This is a genomic window from Burkholderia cenocepacia (assembly GCF_900446215.1).
Taxonomy (GTDB): Bacteria; Pseudomonadota; Gammaproteobacteria; order Burkholderiales; family Burkholderiaceae; genus Burkholderia; species Burkholderia cenocepacia.
Map to the genome: position 1 here is coordinate 17,675 of NZ_UAQZ01000012.1, position 18,924 is coordinate 36,598.

General features: G+C 67.9%; 20 protein-coding genes. 4 read left to right on the forward strand and 16 right to left on the reverse strand.

Features of this window, described 5'->3' with window-relative positions; genetic code table 11:
• The 12 genes from cheY to flhD all read right to left on the reverse strand — a co-directional run bounded on the left by cheY (window position 1) and on the right by flhD (window position 11,606).
• Entirely contained in the window at window positions 1–396 is a 396-nt protein-coding gene (gene cheY / locus DTA15_RS17385) for a chemotaxis response regulator CheY (RefSeq protein ID WP_006485893.1), read from the reverse strand.
• A gap of 67 nt (window positions 397–463) precedes the next feature.
• The gene (locus tag DTA15_RS17390) at window positions 464–1,555 is read right to left on the reverse strand and encodes a protein-glutamate methylesterase/protein-glutamine glutaminase (protein ID WP_012492268.1); all 1,092 of its coding nucleotides are present in this window, start codon (window positions 1,553–1,555) and stop codon (window positions 464–466) included.
• On the reverse strand, window positions 1,552–2,310 hold the full coding sequence (gene cheD / locus DTA15_RS17395; protein ID WP_006497454.1) for a chemoreceptor glutamine deamidase CheD: 759 nt from the start codon (window positions 2,308–2,310) through the stop codon (window positions 1,552–1,554). The genes DTA15_RS17390 and cheD overlap by 4 nt, the downstream gene beginning before the upstream one ends.
• Window positions 2,307–3,299 carry a CheR family methyltransferase gene (locus DTA15_RS17400; protein ID WP_006493442.1) on the reverse strand — a complete coding sequence of 331 codons (993 nt, stop codon included), beginning with the start codon at window positions 3,297–3,299 and terminating at the stop codon, window positions 2,307–2,309. Before DTA15_RS17400 ends, cheD begins: the two co-directional genes overlap by 4 nt.
• 3 nt (window positions 3,300–3,302) lie before the next feature.
• Complete coding sequence (locus DTA15_RS17405) at window positions 3,303–5,261, reverse strand: methyl-accepting chemotaxis protein (RefSeq protein ID WP_012492267.1); 1,959 nt, start codon at window positions 5,259–5,261, stop codon at window positions 3,303–3,305.
• 37 nt (window positions 5,262–5,298) lie between these two features.
• Window positions 5,299–5,814 carry a chemotaxis protein CheW gene (gene cheW, locus DTA15_RS17410; protein WP_006486165.1) on the reverse strand — a complete coding sequence of 172 codons (516 nt, stop codon included), beginning with the start codon at window positions 5,812–5,814 and terminating at the stop codon, window positions 5,299–5,301.
• Window positions 5,815–5,861: 47 nt separating this feature from the next.
• Complete coding sequence (cheA, locus tag DTA15_RS17415) at window positions 5,862–8,129, reverse strand: chemotaxis protein CheA (protein ID WP_012492266.1); 2,268 nt, start codon at window positions 8,127–8,129, stop codon at window positions 5,862–5,864.
• Between the two features lie 33 nt (window positions 8,130–8,162).
• The gene (locus DTA15_RS17420; RefSeq protein WP_006482646.1) at window positions 8,163–8,540 is read right to left on the reverse strand and encodes a response regulator; all 378 of its coding nucleotides are present in this window, start codon (window positions 8,538–8,540) and stop codon (window positions 8,163–8,165) included.
• Between the two features lie 24 nt (window positions 8,541–8,564).
• On the reverse strand, window positions 8,565–9,584 hold the full coding sequence (gene motB / locus DTA15_RS17425) for a flagellar motor protein MotB (RefSeq protein ID WP_006482647.1): 1,020 nt from the start codon (window positions 9,582–9,584) through the stop codon (window positions 8,565–8,567).
• Between the two features lie 13 nt (window positions 9,585–9,597).
• Complete coding sequence (gene motA, locus DTA15_RS17430; protein WP_006482649.1) at window positions 9,598–10,458, reverse strand: flagellar motor stator protein MotA; 861 nt, start codon at window positions 10,456–10,458, stop codon at window positions 9,598–9,600.
• Window positions 10,459–10,638: 180 nt separating this feature from the next.
• Window positions 10,639–11,193, reverse strand: coding sequence for a flagellar transcriptional regulator FlhC (flhC, locus tag DTA15_RS17435; protein WP_006493184.1), 555 nt, complete (start codon window positions 11,191–11,193; stop codon window positions 10,639–10,641).
• A 92-nt stretch (window positions 11,194–11,285) separates the two neighbouring features.
• Window positions 11,286–11,606 (reverse strand): flagellar transcriptional regulator FlhD, encoded by a 321-nt coding sequence (gene flhD, locus DTA15_RS17440; protein WP_011350590.1) that lies wholly within the window; start codon window positions 11,604–11,606, stop codon window positions 11,286–11,288.
• Between flhD and DTA15_RS38605 the strand changes: the two genes are divergently transcribed.
• Entirely contained in the window at window positions 11,605–11,955 is a 351-nt protein-coding gene (locus DTA15_RS38605; RefSeq protein ID WP_162470859.1) for a hypothetical protein, read from the forward strand. The two genes, flhD and DTA15_RS38605, sit on opposite strands and share 2 nt — an antisense overlap.
• 315 nt (window positions 11,956–12,270) lie before the next feature.
• Window positions 12,271–13,335, forward strand: a complete 1,065-nt coding sequence (locus DTA15_RS17450) for a glycosyltransferase family 4 protein (RefSeq protein ID WP_006489318.1) — start codon at window positions 12,271–12,273, stop codon at window positions 13,333–13,335.
• A 103-nt stretch (window positions 13,336–13,438) separates the two neighbouring features.
• Here DTA15_RS17450 and DTA15_RS17455 read toward each other — a convergent pair whose 3' ends face one another.
• Window positions 13,439–13,735: an H-NS histone family protein gene (locus DTA15_RS17455; protein ID WP_006489320.1), complete on the reverse strand. Its 297-nt coding sequence runs from the start codon at window positions 13,733–13,735 to the stop codon at window positions 13,439–13,441.
• Between the two features lie 299 nt (window positions 13,736–14,034).
• Between DTA15_RS17455 and aqpZ the strand changes: the two genes are divergently transcribed.
• Window positions 14,035–14,778: an aquaporin Z gene (aqpZ, locus tag DTA15_RS17460; protein ID WP_006489324.1), complete on the forward strand. Its 744-nt coding sequence runs from the start codon at window positions 14,035–14,037 to the stop codon at window positions 14,776–14,778.
• 139 nt (window positions 14,779–14,917) lie between these two features.
• On the opposite strand, the gene DTA15_RS17465 is transcribed toward aqpZ, so the two are convergent.
• A complete protein-coding gene (locus tag DTA15_RS17465) occupies window positions 14,918–15,742 on the reverse strand; it encodes a Cof-type HAD-IIB family hydrolase (protein ID WP_006489316.1) in 825 nt (274 codons plus the stop codon).
• A 139-nt stretch (window positions 15,743–15,881) separates the two neighbouring features.
• Window positions 15,882–16,763 carry a glucosamine kinase nucleotide-binding domain-containing protein gene (locus tag DTA15_RS17470; protein ID WP_012492265.1) on the reverse strand — a complete coding sequence of 294 codons (882 nt, stop codon included), beginning with the start codon at window positions 16,761–16,763 and terminating at the stop codon, window positions 15,882–15,884.
• A gap of 141 nt (window positions 16,764–16,904) precedes the next feature.
• Between DTA15_RS17470 and DTA15_RS17475 the strand changes: the two genes are divergently transcribed.
• On the forward strand, window positions 16,905–17,507 hold the full coding sequence (locus DTA15_RS17475; RefSeq protein WP_006489711.1) for a DNA-3-methyladenine glycosylase I: 603 nt from the start codon (window positions 16,905–16,907) through the stop codon (window positions 17,505–17,507).
• Window positions 17,508–17,591: 84 nt separating this feature from the next.
• Here DTA15_RS17475 and DTA15_RS17480 read toward each other — a convergent pair whose 3' ends face one another.
• Window positions 17,592–18,827, reverse strand: coding sequence for a PepSY-associated TM helix domain-containing protein (locus tag DTA15_RS17480; protein WP_006484111.1), 1,236 nt, complete (start codon window positions 18,825–18,827; stop codon window positions 17,592–17,594).
• Window positions 18,828–18,924 lie beyond the last annotated feature (97 nt).

Consider the following 18,924-nt stretch of genomic DNA (forward strand, 5'->3'; position numbering starts at 1 on the left):
TCAGCTCCCGGCCTTGGCCATCTTGTCGATGATCTTGTTCAGCTTCTCGTCGAGCGTCGCGGCCGTGAACGGTTTCACGACGTAGCCGCTCGCGCCGGCCTGCGCGGCCGCGATGATGTTCTCCTTCTTCGACTCGGCCGTGACCATCAGCACCGGCAGGTGCGTGAGCGTCGCGTCCGCGCGGATTTCCTTCAGCATCGCGAGGCCGTCGAGGTTCGGCATGTTCCAGTCGGAGATCACGAAGTCATAGCCGCCGCCGCGCAGCCGCGCGAGGCCGGCCAGGCCGTCCTCGGCCTCGTCGACGTTCGAATAGCCCAGTTCCTTGAGCAGGTTGCGGACGATCCGGCGCATCGTCGGGAAATCGTCCACCACCAGGATTTTCATGCTCTTGTCCATCGTCGTTCCTTTCCAGATTCGTTTCCGTCGAGACGCGTATCGTGGCACGCGCCCCGTGACATTCCATTCACACGCGCTGCACGCGGTCGCCCATCGTCGCCAGGCGCGCCATCACGCGGCGGCTCATGTCGGCGAGCGGCGCGATCTCGTCCGCGCCGCCGAGCGCGATCGCCTCACGCGGCATCCCGAACACGATGCAGCTCGCTTCGTCCTGCGCGAACGTGTGGGCGCCCGCGCGTTTCATTTCCAGCAGGCCCGCCGCGCCGTCGCGGCCCATCCCGGTGAGGATCACGCCGATCGCGTTCTTGCCCGCATGCGTCGCCGCCGAGCGGAACAGCACGTCGACCGACGGGCGGTGCCGGTTCACCGGCGGCTCGTCCGACAGTTGCGCAATATAGTTCGCGCCGCTTCGCGCGAGCAACAGGTGTGCGTGGCCCGGCGCGATGTACGCATGGCCCGGCAGCACGCGTTCGCCATGCTCGGCTTCCTTCACCGCGATCCGGCACAGGCCGTTCAGTCGCTGCGCGAACGATTTCGTGAAGCCCGGCGGCATGTGCTGCGCGATCAGCACGGCCGGCGCATCCGGCGGCAGCGGCGTCAGCACTTCACGGATCGCCTCGGTGCCGCCCGTCGACGCGCCGATGATGATCAGCTTCTCGGTACTGACGAGCGGGTTGTTGATCATCGGCGCGGCCGCGGCGCTGTCCGCCGTGCGCGCGGCGGCCTGCGGCTGCGGCGCCTGGCGCACGCGCGCGCGCGACGCCGCGCGGATCTTGTCGGCGAGCTTTTCCGCGTAGTCGAGCATCCCGTCGCGAATCCCGACGCGCGGCTTCGTGACGAAATCCACCGCGCCGAGTTCGAGCGCGCGCAGCGTGATTTCCGAGCCGCGCTCGGTCAGCGACGACACCATCACGACCGGCATCGGCCGCAGGCGCATCAGCTTCTCGAGGAAGTCGAGCCCGTCCATGCGCGGCATTTCGACGTCGAGCGTGAGCACGTCGGGGTTGTGCTGCTTGATGAGCTCGCGCGCGACGAGCGGATCGGGCGCGGTCGCGACCACCGTCATGTCGGGCTGGCTGTTGATGATCTCGGTCATCAGGCTGCGGATCAGCGCCGAATCGTCGACGCACAATACTTTGATCTTCTGCACTGCGGTCATGCCTCCTGCTTTCTTGATAGGTTCGCCGCGTACGGGCTCCCTTGCGGGCCAGCCGTCCGCGCACCGCCGCTGCCGGCCGGCGCGGCGCCACGCGCGCCGAACAGCTCGATGCGCGGGCGCGCCGGTTGCGGCGCGGCAGGCCGCTTCGCGGCGAACAGCTCGACGTGCGCACGCGTGCGTGCGGTGCGGAGGCGATCGGCCTCGCGCGCGAGCGCGGCTTCGCGCTCGGTGACGCCCGGCACCTGCAGCCGCAGCTTCTTCACCATCGCGCGCCCGCTGTGCGGCATGAACGCGACCTTGCGCGGATGCACGCCCTGCAGGTCTTCCGCGGTGATGCGGATGCGCTCGAGCGCGAGATAGCGGCGCACGAAATCCGCGTTGCGATCGCCGATGTTGATCGTCGTCATCCCGGCCAGCACGGCCGCGCCGCCGAACACCTTCGCCTCGAAGCGCTCGCGGCGCCCGCCGGCCTTGATCAGCTCGTTGATCAGCACTTCCATCGCATATGCGCCGTAGCGCATCGATTCCGACGCGGCGGCGCCCGGATCGGCGCCGTCGTCCGGCAGCATGAAGTGGTTCATCCCGCCGATGCCCGCATACGGGTCGTGCAGGCACGCGGCGACGCACGAGCCGAGCACGGTCATCAGCACCATGTCCTCGGACGTCGTGTAGAACTCGTTCGGCAACAGCTTCACGCCGGGGCGCTCGAAGTGGTTGTCGAAGTAGCGATTGGTCGCGATCGGCAGTGCGCTCATCCGCGCTCTCCATAGGCGGGCGCGCCGCCCGCGGCCCGCGCACGCACGGGCGACGACATCGCGGCCGCCGCGCTCGCCTGCGCGCCGCGCGACCGTGCGCCCTGAGCGGCGTCGCGCGTCAGTTCGTACACCGTCTGCCCGCGCAGCCGGAACGCCTGCGTCACGTACGTGAAGTTTTCCGAATGGCCGGCGAACAGCAGGCCGCCCGGCTTCACGAGCGGCTCGAAGCGCGACAGCACCTGCCCCTGCGTCGGCTTGTCGAAATAGATCATCACGTTGCGGCAGAAGATCGCGTCGAACGGCTTGCCGATCCCGTAGTCGGCATCGGTCAGGTTCAGTTGCTCGAAACGGATCATCGCGCGCAGCTCGGGGCGCACCTTCACGCGGCCGGCCTGTGCGCCCGTGCCCTTCAGGAAGAAGCGCTTGAGCCGCTCCGGCGACAGGTGCTTGACCTGGTCGTACGTATAGATGCCGGCTTCGGCCTTCGCGAGCACCTGCGTGTCGAGATCGGTCGCGAGGATCGACGCGCTGCGCGCCGCCGTTTCGCCGAGCGCCTCGATCAGCGTGATCGCGATCGAGTACGGCTCCTCGCCGGTGGACGCCGCCGAGCACCAGACCGACACCGGCGCCGGCCGCCCCTTCACGAATTCCGACAGGATCGGGAAATGGTGCGACTCGCGGAAAAACGCGGTCAGGTTGGTCGTCAGCGCGTTGGTGAACGCTTCCCACTCGAGCGGATCGTCTTCCTGCTCGAGCAGGTCGAGGTAGTCGCGGAACGTGTCGAGGCCGCGCGCCCGCAGCCGTCGCGCGAGACGGCTGTAGGCCATGTCGCGCTTGTGCTCGGACAGCGAGATGCCCGCGCGTTGGTGGATCAGCGCGCGGATGCGTGCGAAATCCGCGCCGGTGAACGCGAAGTCGCGCCCCGGTTCGCCCGCGCGAGGCGAGGCATCCGGTGCATCGGGTCGAAACGGCGCGCGCGCGTGCTGCATGGCTTAGAAGGTCTCCCAGTCGTCGTCGGACGTGCCGGCGGCCGCCAGCGCCGGCTTCTCGCCGTTCAGCGCCGGGCGCACGAGCGCGGGTTTCGCGGCCGGCTTGTCCGTCGCTGCGGCCGTCTTCGCCAGACGCGGGCCGTAGCCGCCTGCGGCGGCGCCGCCGCGGGAAGCCGGTGCGTCCTTCTGCGTACGCGCAGTGGCGTCGGCCGCCCGCTTCGGTTCGTGGTCGGCGCTCGCGGCGGCCGCGCGCGACGCCGGCGCGGCACGCCGTGCCGCCGGCTGGGCCGCGGCCTGCGGCGCCGGCAGCGCGGCGACCGGCGCGTCGTGGCGCGCGTCCGACGGCAGCGCCGCCGGTTCATGGGCCACCGGCCGCGCGACGCTGCGCGCCGGCGCGAGCACGATGCCGCCCGCGACGCGCCAGCCCGACACGATCGCCTTCATCTGGCGCGTCTGCTCCTCGAGCGACGCGGCCGCGGCGGCCGCCTGCTCGACGAGCGCCGCGTTCTGCTGCGTGACCGCATCCATCTGGCCGACCGCGCGGTTGACCTGCTCGATGCCGGTCGACTGCTCGTCGGACGCGGCGCTGATCTCGCCCATGATGTCGGTCACGCGGCGCACGGCCTGCACGATTTCTTCCATCGTCGCGCCGGCGCGCGCGACGAGCGCCGACCCGCTGTCGACCTTCTCGGCCGAATCGCCGATCAGCTGCTTGATTTCCTTCGCGGCGCTCGCGCTGCGCTGCGCGAGCGAGCGCACCTCGCCCGCGACCACCGCGAAGCCGCGACCCTGCTCACCGGCCCGCGCCGCTTCGACGGCCGCGTTCAGCGCGAGGATGTTGGTCTGGAACGCGATGCCCTCGATCGTGCCGATGATGTCGACGACCTTGCCCGAGCTGACCGCGATGTCCTGCATCGTCGATACGACCTGGCCGACCACGTCGCCGCCCTGCGTCGCGATGTCCGACGCGTTCACCGCGAGCTGGCTCGCCTGCCGCGCGTTTTCCGCGTTCTGCCGCACGGTGCCGGTCAGCTGCTCCATGCTCGACGCGGTTTCCTGCAGCGATGCGGCCTGCTCCTCGGTGCGCTGCGACAGGTCGATGTTGCCGGTCGCGATCTCGCGCGCGCCGACGTCGATCGATTCGGTGCCGCGATGCACGGCCTGCACCATCGTCGTGACGGCGTCCTGCATCCGCTTGATGCCGCCGAACAGGCGGCCGATCTCGTTGGTGCTGAACACGTTCACCGGCTGCGTGAGGTCGCCGCCGGCGATGCGCTCGAAGTGCGCGATCGCATCTTCCAGCGGCTTGACGATCAGCCCGCGCAGCGCGAAGCGGATCGCGATCACGACGACGAACGCGATCGCGATGCCGGCCGCGATCAGCGCGATCATCATCGAGATCTGCGACTGCGTCGCGGCCTGGCGTTCTTCCGCGCGCTTTTGCAGCGCGGCGATCACGGCTGCCGCCGTCTGGTCGAACGCGACGAACATCGGGCTGATCTTCGCGTCGGCGATCGCGTGGTACGCGGCCATGTCGCCCGCGCGTGCCGCGGCGAATTCCGGTTCGACGCCTTCCTTCATGATCGTCGTGTAACGCGCGGTGAGCTCGTCGACGAGCGCCTGCTCGACGCCGAGCTTCGGCGTCGACTGGAACGTCTGCCAGTTCTGGTTCGACTTCGCATACAGCTCCTGCGCGCGATCGAGCACCTTCGCCGCGTCGGCCGCATTGCCGGCTTCGGTCAGCGTACGAAAGCGATCGAGCGCGACGCGCGAGCGCAGCAGGTACGCGGCCGTGTCGTCCAGCGTGTGGATCGCCGGCAGGTCGACGTGCGCGATCTCGTCGAGCGAACGGCTCGCGTGATTCAGCGCGTAGAGGCCGAGCCCGCCGACCGCGGCGGCCAGGCACACGAGGATGAGTCCGACCGCCGTGAGCGTCGTGCGGATCGACCAGTTATGCAACATTGCAGATTCTCCCGAAATTGCTGCGCGCGCGGCGCGCTTACCCGCCGAGCGTCTCGATCAGCGCCATTTCACGGCTCGACATCAGCTTCTCGATGTCCATCAGGATCAGCATCCGGCCGTCGACCGTGCCGAGGCCCGTCAGGTACTCGGTCGTCAGCGTCGCGCCGAATTCCGGCGCCGGCATGATCTGGTCGGTCTGCAGCGTCAGCACGTCCGACACGCCGTCGACCACCATCCCGACCACGCGGTTCGACACGTTCAGGATGATCACGACGGTCTGGTGGTCGTACTCGACCCGGCCGAGGTGGAACTTGATCCGCATGTCGACGATCGGCACGATGATCCCGCGCAGGTTGATCACGCCCTTGATGAACTCCGGCGCGTTCGCGATGCGCGTGACGCTGTCGTAGCCGCGGATTTCCTGCACTTTCAGGATGTCGATCCCGTATTCCTCGTCGCCGAGCGTGAACACGAGGAATTCCTGGCCCGTCGCGTCGCCCTGTTCCGCGTCGCGGCGGCTGGTTGCCGCGTTCGCCGCGGCCGGATTGATCATTTGGACTTCAGCAGACACGTTTGCCCCCAATCGGTTGATGGCGAGAGTCAGAAGACGGCGAGCTCGGCGCCGGCACGGGCGCCGTGCGTCGCACGGGTTTCGCGGTTCAGCGCCGCGACGTCGACGATCAGCGCGACGCTGCCGTCGCCCAAGATGGTCGCCGCCGAGATGCCATGGACCTTGCGGTAGTTGGTTTCGAGGTTCTTCACGACCACCTGCTGCTGGCCGACCAGCTCGTCGATCAGCATCGCGAAGCGGCGCCCCTCGGTTTCCATGATCGTGACGATCCCCTGCGTCGGGTCGGTGCGCGCGTCCTCGACCGAGAACACCTCGTGCAGCGCGACCAGCGGCAGGTATTCACCGCGCACGCGCACCACGCGCTCGCCGTTGCCGACCGTGTAGATGTCGTCGTTCGACGGCTGCAGCGACTCCATCACGAAGTTCAGCGGCAGGATGAAGATCTCGCTGCCCACCTTCACCGACATCCCGTCGAGGATCGCCAGCGTGAGCGGCAGCACGATCCGCGTGGTCGTGCCGCGGCCGGCCAGCGACGTGATCTCGACGTGGCCGCCCATCGACTGGATGTTGCGCTTCACGACGTCCATGCCGACGCCGCGACCCGACACGTCGGTCACCGTCTCGGCGGTCGAGAAGCCCGGCGCGAAGATCAGTTGCCAGACTTCGTCGTCGCTGATGTTCTCGGCGATCTGCATGCCCTGCTTCGCGGCCTTCGCGAGGATCCGCTCGCGGTTCAGGCCCGCGCCGTCGTCGCTCACCTCGATCACGATGTTGCCGCCGTGATGCGCAGCCGACAGCACGAGCTGGCCGACCGCGTCCTTGCCGGCGGCGACGCGCTTGTCGACGGTTTCGATGCCGTGGTCGAGGCTGTTGCGCACCAGGTGCGTGAGCGGATCGATGATCCGTTCGATCAGGCTCTTGTCGAGCTCGGTCGCCTGGCCGAACGTGACCAGTTCGACCTGCTTGCCGAGCTTGCCGGCGAGATCGCGCACGAGCCGCGGGAAGCGGCTGAACACGTAGTCCATCGGCATCATGCGGATCGACATCACCGCTTCCTGCAGGTCGCGCGCGTTGCGCTCGAGCTGCGCCATCCCGTTGAACAGGCGGTCGTGCAGCGCCGGATCGAACGCGCTCGCCGTCTCGGCCAGCATCGCCTGCGTGATCACCAGTTCGCCGACGAGGTTGATCAGCTGGTCGACCTTCTCGACGCCGACGCGGATCGAGCTGCCTTCGGCGCCCGCCGCAGCCGCGGCGGCCGGGCGCGCGCGCTTGTCGTCGTGATGCGCGGCGGCCGGCGCCGCGTGCTCGGCGGGCTGCGGTTGCGCGTGCTGTTGCGACGGCGACGGCGGCTGCGGCTGCGCGGCGGCTGCGGCCGCCGGCTCGGCCGGCGCCGAAGCAGCCGGCTGTGCGGCGGCGGCCTGCGGCGCGAACACCTCGACGCGCGCGGGCGGCGGGGCGGCGGCCGGTTCGGCGGCCACCGCGGCGGCCGCGTCCTGCGCGGCGGCCGGTGCCGCCTGCGCGGCCGGCGCCGTGCCGTGCGCGACGCGGATCTGGCTTTCGTCGATCACGAAGCAGCACACGGCGACGATGTCGTCCGACGGGACGTCCGATTCGACCCACAGCGACAGGTCCGCGCCCGCTTCCTCGCGACCGACGATCCGGCCGAGGTTGCCGAGTTCTTCGGTGAGCAGCGCCTGGTCCTTCGCATCGACGCCGACCAGCGTGATCTTCAGGTGCGGGCCGCCGGCGCCGGCGTCGGCCGCCGGATGCGCGGCCGCGACGGCCTGTTCGACCACGTGATCGGGCGCACGGTCGCCGGCAGCGGCGGGTTCGGCAGCCGGCGCGACGGCCGCGGCGGCGACCGGCGCAACCGGCGCGGCCTCGGCGGCGGCAGGCGCACCCGCGCCGCTTTCGGCCTTCAGCCGTTCGAGCTTCGCGCAGATCGCCGCGGCGGCGGCCGCGTCCGGTTCGGCGCTCGCGCGGTAGTCGACGAGCTGGTCGGACAGCACGTCCTTGGTTTCCAGGAACACGTCGACCATGTCCTTGGTCAGCGTCAGCTCATGGTTGCGCGCGCGGTCGAGCAGCGATTCGAGGATGTGCGTCGTATCGGTCAGCGCGGAAAAGCCGAACGTCGCCGCGCCGCCCTTGATCGAGTGCGCGGCGCGGAAGATCGCCGCCAGATCCTCGGGATCGGGCGCATCGACGTCGAGGTTCAGCAGCAGCTGCTCCATCTGCGCGAGCAGCTCGTCGGCTTCGTCGAAAAAGGTCTGGTAGAACTGAGTGATGTCGAGAGTCATGCCCGGTCACCGGTTGAATTCGTCGCGTTCATGTCAGGAGGCAGCCGGTTCGGACAGCGTCGCGACCAGCTCGACCAGCACGCCCGGATCGATCGGCTTTTCGATCCAGCCGGTCGCGCCGGCGTCGCGTGCGGCGTCCTTGAAGGCATCGCTGCCCTCGGTCGTCAGGACGAGGATCGGCGTGTCCGCGTACGCGGTCAGCTTGCGCAGCGCCGCGATCACCTCGAGCCCGTTCTTGCGCGGCATGTTCTGGTCGGTCAGCACCAGGTCGTACGGCGCCGTCGCGGCCATGTCGAAGCCGGCTTCGCCGTCCGGCGCCACCGTCACGTCGTAGCCGGCCTGCGCAAGCGTGGCCTGCAGCAGCGCACGCATGGTCGCGGAGTCGTCGATGGCGAGAATGGTTCGGATCATGTCTGTCTCGGAATCTTGGAAACGTCAGGGTTTCGGCGCCACGGCGACGGCGCTCGCCACGACCGGACGCACCGCCGGCGTCGGGCCGCCGAGCTGCTGCGCGAGCAGCTTCGAACCGGCCGCGTCGGCGGACAACGTCGTCGTCGTCGCATCGTCGCGCATCAGCGCTTCTTCGGATTTGCGATTCAGCACGATCACGCTGATCCGGCGGTTTTCCGGATCGAGCGGATCGGCCTTGTTCAGGTTCTGCGTCGACGCGAGGCCCAGCACGCGCAGCACTTTCGCCTCGTCCATGCCGCCGGAGATCAGCTCGCGGCGCGACGCGTTCGCGCGGTCGGCCGACAGCTCCCAGTTGCTGTAGCCGCCCTCGCCGCCCGCGTACGGCACGGCGTCGGTGTGGCCCTGGACGATGATCCGGTTCGGCACGTCGTTCAGCGTCTTGCCGATCTCGCGCAGGATGTCGCGCATGTACGGCTCGACGCGATCGCTCGACATCGCGAACATCGGCCGCTTCTGCGTATCGACGATCTCGATGCGCAGCCCCATCAGCGTCGAATCGATGCGGATCTGCTGCTTGAACTGGCGCAGCGTCGGATTGGCCTCGATCGCGGCCATCAGCTTGATCTGCAGGTCGTGCAGGCGCGTCTGCTCGAGCCGGTCCTGCGCGCCCTGGGCCTGCGACCGGGAATTTTCGTCGCCCGCCTTCGCGAGGCGCTCGGCGAGCGAGGTCGTGCCGTCGGTGCGGCGCAGCGTGCCGGCGTCGACGCTCGACAGGTCGCGGCCGCCGCCGTTGATGATGCTCGAGTCCTGCGAACTGCGATCGCCGCTGCCGAGAATCGCGGCCTTCAGCGGCATGTTGAAGTATTCGGCGATCCCCTTCAGTTGCACCGGCGTGACCGAACTCAGCAGCCACATCAGCAGGAAGAACGCCATCATCGCGGTCATGAAGTCCGCGTACGCGAGCTTCCATGCGCCGCCGTGGTGGCCCTTCTTCGCCGGGGCCACCCGCTTGACGACGATCGCGCGATCCTTGCTCTTGCTCATCGGTCGCTCCGCGTCACTTCGCCTTCACGCGGCGCACGTGCTCTTCGAGCTCGGAGAACGACGGGCGCTCGGTCGAGAACAGCACCTTGCGGCCGAACTCGACCGCGATCGCCGGCGCATAGCCGTTCAGCGTCGCGAGGATCGTCACCTTGATGCACTGGAACATCTTGGTCGACTCGGCGACGCGTTGCTCCGCGAGGCTCGCGAGCGGCCCGATCAGTCCGTACGACAGCAGGATGCCGAGGAACGTGCCGACCAGCGCCTGCGCGATCATCGCGCCGAGCACCGCCGGCGGCTTGTCGGCCGAGGCCATCGTGTGCACGACGCCCATCACGGCCGCGACGATCCCGAACGCCGGCATCGCGTCGCCGACGCGCATCAGCGCGTGCGCCGGGCCTTCGCCTTCCGCGTGGTGCGTCTCGATCTCCTCGTCCATCAGGCTTTCGATCTCGAACGCGTTCATGTTGCCGCCCACCATCAGGCGCAGGTAGTCGGTCAGGAATTCGACGATGTGGTGATCGGCGAGGATCTTCGGGTATTGCGTGAAGATCGGGCTCTTTTGCGGATCGTCGATGTCGGCCTCGAGCGTCAGCGTGCCTTCCTTGCGTGCCTTCGCGAGCAGCACGTAAAGAAGCGCCATCAGCTCCATATAGACATCCTTCGTGTATTTCGAGCCCTTGAAGAGCGTCGGCAGCACGCGCAGCGTGGCCTTGATGGTCTTGCCGCCGTTGCCGAGGATGAACGCGCCGACGCCGGCGCCCGCGATCATCAGGATCTCGACGGGCTGGATCAAGGCGCCCAGATGCCCGCCTGCCAGCGCATAACCGCCGAAGACGGACAACAGCGTCACGAGTGTTCCCACGATAATCAGCACTGCCTGTCCCTCACGAAAGACCGGCGGGGAGACCGCCGTTAAACAGGTTTACGGCAGTCGGCAGGAAAACTTTCGCGGCCGCCCGGCGGCGGCCCGACGGTGTTTACCAGCAATGCGCAGACGATTCGTGCGGCCCCGGAGGCGCCGCTCACGCCCCGTCCGGCCCTGCCCGGCGGGCGCTCAGGCCACGGCGGCAGCCAGTTCGGCGCGCGCGGCGGCGGCCTTGCGGGTCTTGCCGGCGCGCGACGGCGGCTGGCACAGGCCGCACACGAAACCTTGATGCGGATCATGCGCATGCGCGACGAAATGGCCGCCGCAGCGCGTGCACGGGGTCATCTGCAGCATCCCCGAATCGAAGAAGCGCACCAGCGTCCATGCCCGCGTGAGGCTCAGCGCAGCCTCGTCGCCGGACAGGTTCACGTGCTCCAGATAGAGCCGGTACGCCTTCACGATCGACTGGATCGGCTCGCAGCGGCCGTGGTCCTGCATGAACCGGTAGATGTTGTAGAACAGCGACGAGTGGATGTTCGGCTGCCACGTCATGAACCAGTCGGTCGAGAACGGCAGCATCCCCTTCGGCGGCGACACGCCCTTCAGTTCCTTGTACAGCTTGATCAGACGGTCCCGCGACAGGCTCGTCTCCGCCTCCAGCAGCTGCAGCCGGGCGCCCAGTTCGATCAGTTCGATGGCGAGGGTGATTTCCTTCACCTCGATCACGACGCTTTTGCTTGCCATGGTGATAACCGTCCGCTTGACGTTATTCGAATGAATGGCCAATACGCCGCCGGCCGGCGCGACACGCCGGGACAGACGCAAGGCGGGATGGATCAGCGGACGCCTTCGACCTGCTGCCCGGCCATCAGGATGGCCGAGTGGGCGTGCGCGACGACGTCGCTGCGGCCCTTGTCGGCGAGCGACGACAGCAGCGCGTGATCATCGAAGCGGAAGCGGCACAGCATCTGGTTGGACGCGGCCAGCTTCACGGTCTGCGCGAGCGTGAGGTTGGCGAGCACGTCGGCGAGTTCCTGGGAAATGCCCATGCGGAACATACCCATCGCCTTGTCTTCCCGCAGCAGTCGTTGCGCGAGGAGGAGGTACGACAGGTTGACCTCTTTGATCTCACTGAGCATTTCGCTGGTAGCGCTCATGATTCCCCCGTTAAAGAGCTTTGCTTTGGCCATTCATGTTATGAAAACGTTTGCTCGGTCAGTGCGCACTGGACGCTCAGCCGGCTCGTTTATAGTCTTACAGGGCGAATTTTGGCCAAACGGCATTTATGCCGGTATCAGCGAAGTGGCGTATGCCGTGCAGGATTTGTCTGTAAACCGTGTAGGAATTTTTCCGACAAGGCGGATTGAAAGGGGATTCGAAAAAAACGGGTTGCAACGCGGATTCGGTTGCGAGACGCCCGACGGCCGTCGCACCAAGCGTGGAAGGCTTGCCGGCAAGGCTGCCGGCAATCGGATCGGTAAAAATTATAGTGCTTTTTCACGATAGCGCAACAATAGTTGTGGCCATCTCGATTCACGATTCCGCGCCCTTTTTCTCGGGGTTTTTGCGTATTTCATCGTGTAACAAGCCTTAAGTGTTTGAAAAAACACTCGAACCCCTCAGGGCGATATCGATAATGGACTCCAATGGGCGGCGGCGCGAGCCGTGCCGGCCCGCCCCGCAGCTTGCCGTCCGGCGCTCCGCGCATCCGCCCAGGGCCCGGCCACGTACCGCCAACCGCGTGTGTCGGCAAGTTCCGCAACCTTGTACGGGATCCGCATCGGCGCCGTCGCGCCCATGGATCGACACAGGAGAACACCCATGCGAATTGCCCAGATCGCGCCGCTTTACGAAGCCGTCCCGCCGAAACTCTACGGCGGCACCGAGCGTGTCGTGTCCTACCTCACCGAGGCGCTCGTCGAACTCGGCCATGACGTGACGCTGTTCGCCAGCGGCGACTCCGTCACGTCGGCCCGTCTCGAGGCGGCCTGGCCGCGCGCACTGCGGCTCGACCCGTCGGTCCGCGATTCGATGGCGCCCCATATGCGGCTCCTCGAACAGGTCGCGCGGGTCGCGCACGAATTCGACGTGCTGCACTTCCACCTCGACTACCTGCCGTTCCCGCTGATGTCGCGCCTCGACACGCCGTACGTGACGACGCTGCACGGCCGCCTCGACCTGCCGGAACTGCAGCCCGTGTTCGACGCGTTCCCCGATTCGCCGGTCGTGTCGATCTCGAACAACCAGCGCAAGCCGCTGCCGCAGGCCGCGTGGGCCGGCACCGTGTACCACGGCCTGCCCGACACGCTGCTCACGCCGCAGCCGGACGTGAAACCCGAATACCTCGCGTTCCTCGGCCGGATCTGTCCCGAAAAGCGTGTCGACACCGCGATCCGGATCGCCGCGCAAAGCGGGCTGCCGCTGAAGATCGCCGCGAAGGTCGACAAGGCCGACGCCGACTACTTCAAGGAAGTGATCGAGCCGCTGCTCGACCAGGCGCATGTCGAATTCATCGGCGAGATCAACGAAGCGCAAAAACCCGCGTTCCTGTCCGGCGCGAAGGCGCTGCTGTTCCCGATCGACTGGCCGGAGCCGTTCGGCCTGGTGATGATCGAGGCGATGGCCTGCGGCACGCCGGTCGTCGCGTTCAACCGCGGCTCGGTGCCGGAAGTGATCGAGGACGGCGTGACCGGCTTCATCGTCGAAGACGTGCAGGGCGCGGTCGGCGCGCTGCACCGGATCGACAGCCTGTCGCGCCCCGCGATCCGCGAACGTTTCGACACGCGTTTCAGCTCGAAGGCAATGGCGCGGCGTTACGTCGAAACTTACGAATCGCTTTGCGCGGCAACCAAGCAACCGGCATTGCGCCGGGTCGCGGGCGCCTGACACGGAAATCCGCGCCGAAATAGACCGTAAAATCCGCGCCGAAATCGGCGCGTAAAACGAAAGAGCCGCATCGACGATGCGGCTCTTGCTATTCGGCTTTCGGTCATTCGATCAGGAAACGATCGCGGTTTTTGCCGACGATCCAATTCGGCGGCTTGCCACGCCCGCTCCAGGTTGCACCCGACTTCGGATCGCGGTATTTAGGCGGCAACGGCGCCTTCTTCGGCGGACGCCCGCGCCGTGCCCGTTCCGCGAAGCCCAGGTCCTGGGCCGTCAGGCCATATTCGGCAATCATTCGCTGGACATCGGCGATCACCGCTGCCACTTCCTGGCGGCGCACGTCGTCCGCCTGGGCCTGCAGATCGGCGATCTGCGCCTTGAGTTTCGCGTATTGAGACATTTTTCGACTCCCCTTTTCGATGATGCGGCCCCGGCGAATCCGGCCGGGACACCAACATCCGTTACGTCGTCTGCACTGCCGCCCTGCCCTTCGAAATTAATGCTGCCATCTTTAACCGAATCGTCTATATCGAGAATGCGGACTTATTCTAATAAAAGGCATTCGTCAGCCATTCAAATTTAACAATCGTTTACCCTCCCGGACCCGATTCATTTCCTATAATCCAGACCAATTCCGGACGACGAAATAAATCCGTTGCGTCGGCCGGGGTCTTCAACCCACTTGGACGAGGTCCTTACATGAATCTTTCTCAGCGTCTCGCTGCAGAGGTATTCGGCACGTTCTGGCTGGTGCTCGGCGGGTGCGGAAGCGCCGTGCTGGCCGCCGCCTTTCCGGGCCTCGGCATCGGCTTTGCCGGCGTCGCACTCGCCTTCGGCCTGACCGTGCTGACGATGGCATTCGCAATCGGCCACATCTCGGGTTGCCACCTGAATCCGGCGGTGAGCGTCGGCCTGACGGTTGCCGGCCGCTTCCCGGCACGCGACCTCGCGCCGTACATCGTCGCGCAGGTCGTCGGCGCCACGCTCGGCGCATTCGTGCTGTACCTGATCGCAACCGGCAAGCCGGGTTTCGACGTTGTCGGCAGCGGCTTTGCGACGAACGGCTTCGGCGATCGCTCGCCCGGCCACTACTCGCTCGCCGCGTCGTTCATCTGCGAAGTCGTGATGACGGGCTTCTTCCTGTTCGTGATCCTCGGTGCGACCGACAAGCGCGGGGTGCCGGCCGGCTTCGCGCCGATCGCGATCGGGCTGTGCCTGACGCTGATCCACCTGATCTCGATTCCGGTCACCAACACGTCGGTGAACCCGGCGCGCTCGACCGGCCCGGCGCTGTTCGTGGGCGGCGACGCGATCGGCCAGCTCTGGCTGTTCTGGGTCGCGCCGCTGATCGGTGCGGTACTCGCGGGGATCATCTATCCGCTGGTCGCCGGGCGTGACGACGCCGTCGACCTGCTGCCGGCATCCGCTCGCACAAGCGAATAAAACACTACGGGGTCAAGCGAGCAGAGCAGCGAGCCTCACGCTGTCGAAGAACATCGAGGCAGGCAATTTCGACGGGCGCCCCTGGCGCCCGTTTTTCATTTCCGCGCGGAACACGCGCCCGGGCGGGCGCTCAGGACGCTCAGGACGCGACGACGTCGTCTTCCAGCGAGAACAGCGTGCGCAGGTGGCGGGCGACGCCCGCGTCGAAGTTGTTGCCGATCCGCGGGACGTGCGGCAGCCGCGCGATCAGGTCGGGGTTCGCGTTGTTCATCATGAATGCATGGCCGGCCGTTTCGAGCAGGTCGATGTCGTTCATGTTGTCGCCGAACGCGATGCAGTGACCGGTGTCGACGCCGAGCCGCGCGAGCACCGTGCGCAGCGCGCGGCCCTTCGACACGTTCGCGGTCATCACTTCGAGGCAGTCGGGCAGCGAGTACGTGACGTACAGCGTATCGCCGAACTGCACGCGCATCTGCTCGGCGACGACCGCCAGATCGGCCGGCTCGCCGATATACAGCACCTTCGCGATATCGGCGCCGTCGTGCGCGGCCATGTCGATCACCTCGTACCGGAAGCCCGAATCCTGGTGGAATTCGAGCAGGTGCGGCGCTTCGCGGTCGATCAGCCAGCCGTCGTTGGTAAACAGGTTGACGATCACGCGGCCGTGCGCGCCGACGACTTCCGGCTGCACGAGGCTGCGCACGATCGCTGCGTCGATGTCCTGCCCGTGGATCTTCGTGTCGTCCGGCGCATGCACGCGTGCGCCGTTCGACGTGATCAGGTACGGCCGGATGCCGAGCACGTCGCGAATGCCGGCGACGTCCGCATAGTGGCGCCCCGTGGCGATCACGAACTGCACGCCGTCGCGGTCGAGCCGGCGAACGGTGTCGATCGTGTACGGGTCGAGCTGGTGGTCGCTGTTCAGCAGCGTACCGTCGAGATCGGTGGCGATGACTTTGTACATGGGACGGGAGAGTGGCGCTCGGGGCACGGAGGAAGCGTCATTTTAACGTCGGGCCCGGCAGCGCGCCGGGCGGGTGCCGGGCGGGTGCCGCCTGCGGCGCTGCTGCGATGCGGCATTCGCCGCGCGCGCCCCGCTCGGCTTAGGCTCCCTCCGCCGCCCGCAACGCCTGGAGCGCGAGCCGCAGCGCACCATGCGCCGAATCGTCGAGCGGCGCGCGCAGCCGCGCGGCATGCCGCGCCGGCACGGCCGGCGCGAGCGCATCCGCCAGCCCGCCGCACAGCGCGACCGGCAGCGCGTGCTGCGGATCGAGCGCGTCGATCATCTTGCCGATCTCGTCGCCAGCCTGCGCGATCAGCGCGCGCGCGACCGGATGCGTGCGGTGCGCGAACACGATCGGCGCGAGACGCGCGTAGATCGTCTGGTTCGCGTCGCACGACCACTGGACGAGCGCATCGCGATCGCGCGCGCCGGTTTCCGCGAGCAGCGCCGTGGCGAACGCGTCGCGCGGCACGCGGCCGTCGAGCGCCTGTTGCGCATACGCGAGCGCGCGCACGCCGAGCCACGCGCCGCTCGCCTCGTCGCCGGACGGAAAGCCGAAGCCGCCCGCGATCCGGCACGCGCCGGCCGCGTCGAGCGCCGCCGCGATGCTGCCGGTGCCGAGCGCGACGATGAGCCCCGGCGCGCCGCCGTGCGCGCCGACGACGGTCGTATACGCGTCGCTTTCGATCGCGAGCGCGCCGAGCGGCGCCTGCGCGCGGAATGCGGCGAGCCACGCCGCGTTGTTGACGCCGGCCAGCCCGCAGCCGAGCGCGCACTGCGACCAGTCGAACGCGAGACCGGCCTGCGTGAACGCATCCGCGCACGCCGCGCTGATCGACGCCCATGCCCGCTCGATGCCGAGACCGAGCCCCGACGGGCCGCCGCGCCCCTGCGCCAGCTCGCGCCCGTCCCGGTCGGCCAGTACCGCGCGCGTGCCCGTGCCGCCGCCGTCGATGCCGATCGCAAAAAGTAATGCCGCCATGCTTCATCCCGCTGATTCGAACAGGCGCCAAGCTTAACCGGATCGGCGCCGCGCGCCCATCTGCCGTTCGGCCGGCTATCCCGCCAAAAGGGCTTCCGCTATGCTGGCGCGATCGAATCGACACTGAAAACGAGGCAGACGATGTCGCAGCGGTGCAACTGGGTGAAGACGGAAGCGGACGCTCACTATCACGATACCGAGTGGGGCGTGCCGTCGCACGACGATCGCCACCTGTTCGAAATGCTGATTCTGGAAGGCGCGCAGGCCGGGCTGTCGTGGTCGACGATCCTGAACAAGCGCGCGGGCTATCGCGAAGCGTTCGCCGATTTCGACGTCGATGCCGTCGCACGCTTCACGCCCACGCGCATCGAGAAATTGCTGGAGAACCCGGGCATCGTGCGCAACCGTGCGAAGGTCGAATCGGCGGTGACCAACGCGCGCGCCGTGCAGCGCATCCGCGAAGAGCACGGGTCGCTCGCCGCGTTCCTGTGGTCGTTCGTCGGCGGCACGCCGGTCCAGAACGCGTGGCAGTCGTACCGCGACGCGCCCGCCTCGACCGAGCAGTCCGACGCGCTCAGCAAGGCGCTGAAGGCGTACGGCTGCAAGTTCGTCGGCTCGACGATCTGCTATGCGCTGATGCAGGCGACCGGCATGGTCAACGATCACGAAGCCGGCTGCCCGTGCCACGCGCGATGCGCGGCGCTCGGCGGCAAGCAGCCGGCCCGCCGGCGCAAGGCGGGCTGACGGCGCGGGCGCACACCCGGCGCGGGTGCCGCGCCGCTGCCCGGCGGCGGTTGCGCCGTCCGCCTGCTACTTGCCCCGCGGTCCTTATCGCGCGGCGCGCGACGATGCCGGCACGGCCGGTCGCGCGCTCCGCGCAGCCCGCCCGCGTGCGCCGCGCTTCTTCACCCAGATGCACACGCCCGTCACGCTCAGCATCGCGATCACGATGCCCAGCACGCTCACGGCGACACGTCCGGCGACACCGGCGATTCGCCCCGAGTGCAGCGGAAACTGCGCCTGCATGAACAGGTCGCCGGCCGAACCGCGGCCCGGCACCTGAGCCGCGACGGGCTTGCCGGTCACCGCATTCCAGTACAGCCACGCATTGCCGAGTCCGACGTCGCCATGGTCGTTGCCCAGCGTGAAGAACCCGACCGCATACGCGTTCATCCCCGGCGCGAACAGCAGCGCGCCCGGCGGCGCGGCGATCCCTGCGTCGCGGCCGGCCGAGCGCGCGATCTCGACGATCCGCTCGCGCGGCAGGATCTGGCTGCCCGGCGGGACCGGCGGGAAATGCTCCGGATTCGTATACGGCGTTTCGGCAAGCGGCGACACCAGCGAGACCAGCGGGCGCACGACCGGAACGGCGAGGTTCATCGAGATCGATGTGATCGCAACGACGAGCAACAGCCCCCACACCCACACGCCGCCCGAGCGGTGCAGGTCGAACACGAGCGGGTAGCCGCCGCGCCGCACGCGGAACGCGAACGACTTGCGCCAGCTTTTCAGGTTAGGAAACGCCAGCACCAGCGCGATCAGGCTGTCGATCGCCCACACGATGCCGACGACGCCCATCACCCAGAACCCGAAGTTGATCCCGCCGTACACGGGCAGGAACAGCGAGTAGTGCAGCCGGTAGATGAACGGCATCAGGTCAAGCCGCGCGAGCGACGGCGCGCCCCATTCGCGGCGGCCCTGCACCGCGCCGGTCGCGGGATCGACGGCGATCTGGCTGAAACCGAGTGCGTACGGCTGGCCGGTCGCCGGATCGGTACGCGGCATCACGCCCGCCTGCAGCGTGTGTCCCGGTTCGATCGCGAGCGGCAGATAAGTCACCTGCACGCGCGGATCGGCGGCCTCGATGCGCGCCGCGAGTTCGAGCGGCGCCAGCGGCGCCGCGCCGCTGCGCGCGGTGTAGAAATCCGGGTTCAGCACCGCGTCGAGCTCATGGTCCCACGCAATCAATGCGCCGGTGAGCCCCGCGACGAACAGGAACAGCGCGATGGCGAGCCCGAACCAGCGGTGCAGGCGCACGAGAAACGGTCGCAGGAACGCATTCATCGCGTGCGCAGCGAAAGGAAGGCGGGCCGGCACGAGCGGCGGCCCCGATTCGACGGGATGCAGTTCATTTGATGTCGAGCACCGCGCAACGGTCTCC

Bases quoted from the DNA above. Each gene is read 5' to 3' on its own strand.
- cheY (WP_006485893.1), bottom strand. From the start codon at position 396: ATGGACAAGAGCATGAAAATCCTGGTGGTGGACGATTTCCCGACGATG.
- DTA15_RS17390 (WP_012492268.1), bottom strand. From the start codon at position 1,555: ATGACCGCAGTGCAGAAGATCAAAGTATTGTGCGTCGACGATTCGGCG.
- cheD (WP_006497454.1), bottom strand. From the start codon at position 2,310: ATGAGCGCACTGCCGATCGCGACCAATCGCTACTTCGACAACCACTTC.
- DTA15_RS17400 (WP_006493442.1), bottom strand. From the start codon at position 3,299: ATGCAGCACGCGCGCGCGCCGTTTCGACCCGATGCACCGGATGCCTCG.
- DTA15_RS17405 (WP_012492267.1), bottom strand. From the start codon at position 5,261: ATGTTGCATAACTGGTCGATCCGCACGACGCTCACGGCGGTCGGACTC.
- cheW (WP_006486165.1), bottom strand. From the start codon at position 5,814: ATGATCAATCCGGCCGCGGCGAACGCGGCAACCAGCCGCCGCGACGCG.
- cheA (WP_012492266.1), bottom strand. From the start codon at position 8,129: ATGACTCTCGACATCACTCAGTTCTACCAGACCTTTTTCGACGAAGCC.
- DTA15_RS17420 (WP_006482646.1), bottom strand. From the start codon at position 8,540: ATGATCCGAACCATTCTCGCCATCGACGACTCCGCGACCATGCGTGCG.
- motB (WP_006482647.1), bottom strand. From the start codon at position 9,584: ATGAGCAAGAGCAAGGATCGCGCGATCGTCGTCAAGCGGGTGGCCCCG.
- flhC (WP_006493184.1), bottom strand. From the start codon at position 11,193: ATGGCAAGCAAAAGCGTCGTGATCGAGGTGAAGGAAATCACCCTCGCC.
- DTA15_RS38605 (WP_162470859.1), top strand. From the start codon at position 11,605: ATGATTCCCCCGTTAAAGAGCTTTGCTTTGGCCATTCATGTTATGAAA.
- flhD (WP_011350590.1), bottom strand. From the start codon at position 11,606: ATGAGCGCTACCAGCGAAATGCTCAGTGAGATCAAAGAGGTCAACCTG.
- DTA15_RS17450 (WP_006489318.1), top strand. From the start codon at position 12,271: ATGCGAATTGCCCAGATCGCGCCGCTTTACGAAGCCGTCCCGCCGAAA.
- DTA15_RS17455 (WP_006489320.1), bottom strand. From the start codon at position 13,735: ATGTCTCAATACGCGAAACTCAAGGCGCAGATCGCCGATCTGCAGGCC.
- aqpZ (WP_006489324.1), top strand. From the start codon at position 14,035: ATGAATCTTTCTCAGCGTCTCGCTGCAGAGGTATTCGGCACGTTCTGG.
- DTA15_RS17465 (WP_006489316.1), bottom strand. From the start codon at position 15,742: ATGTACAAAGTCATCGCCACCGATCTCGACGGTACGCTGCTGAACAGC.
- DTA15_RS17470 (WP_012492265.1), bottom strand. From the start codon at position 16,763: ATGGCGGCATTACTTTTTGCGATCGGCATCGACGGCGGCGGCACGGGC.
- DTA15_RS17475 (WP_006489711.1), top strand. From the start codon at position 16,905: ATGTCGCAGCGGTGCAACTGGGTGAAGACGGAAGCGGACGCTCACTAT.
- DTA15_RS17480 (WP_006484111.1), bottom strand. From the start codon at position 18,827: ATGAATGCGTTCCTGCGACCGTTTCTCGTGCGCCTGCACCGCTGGTTC.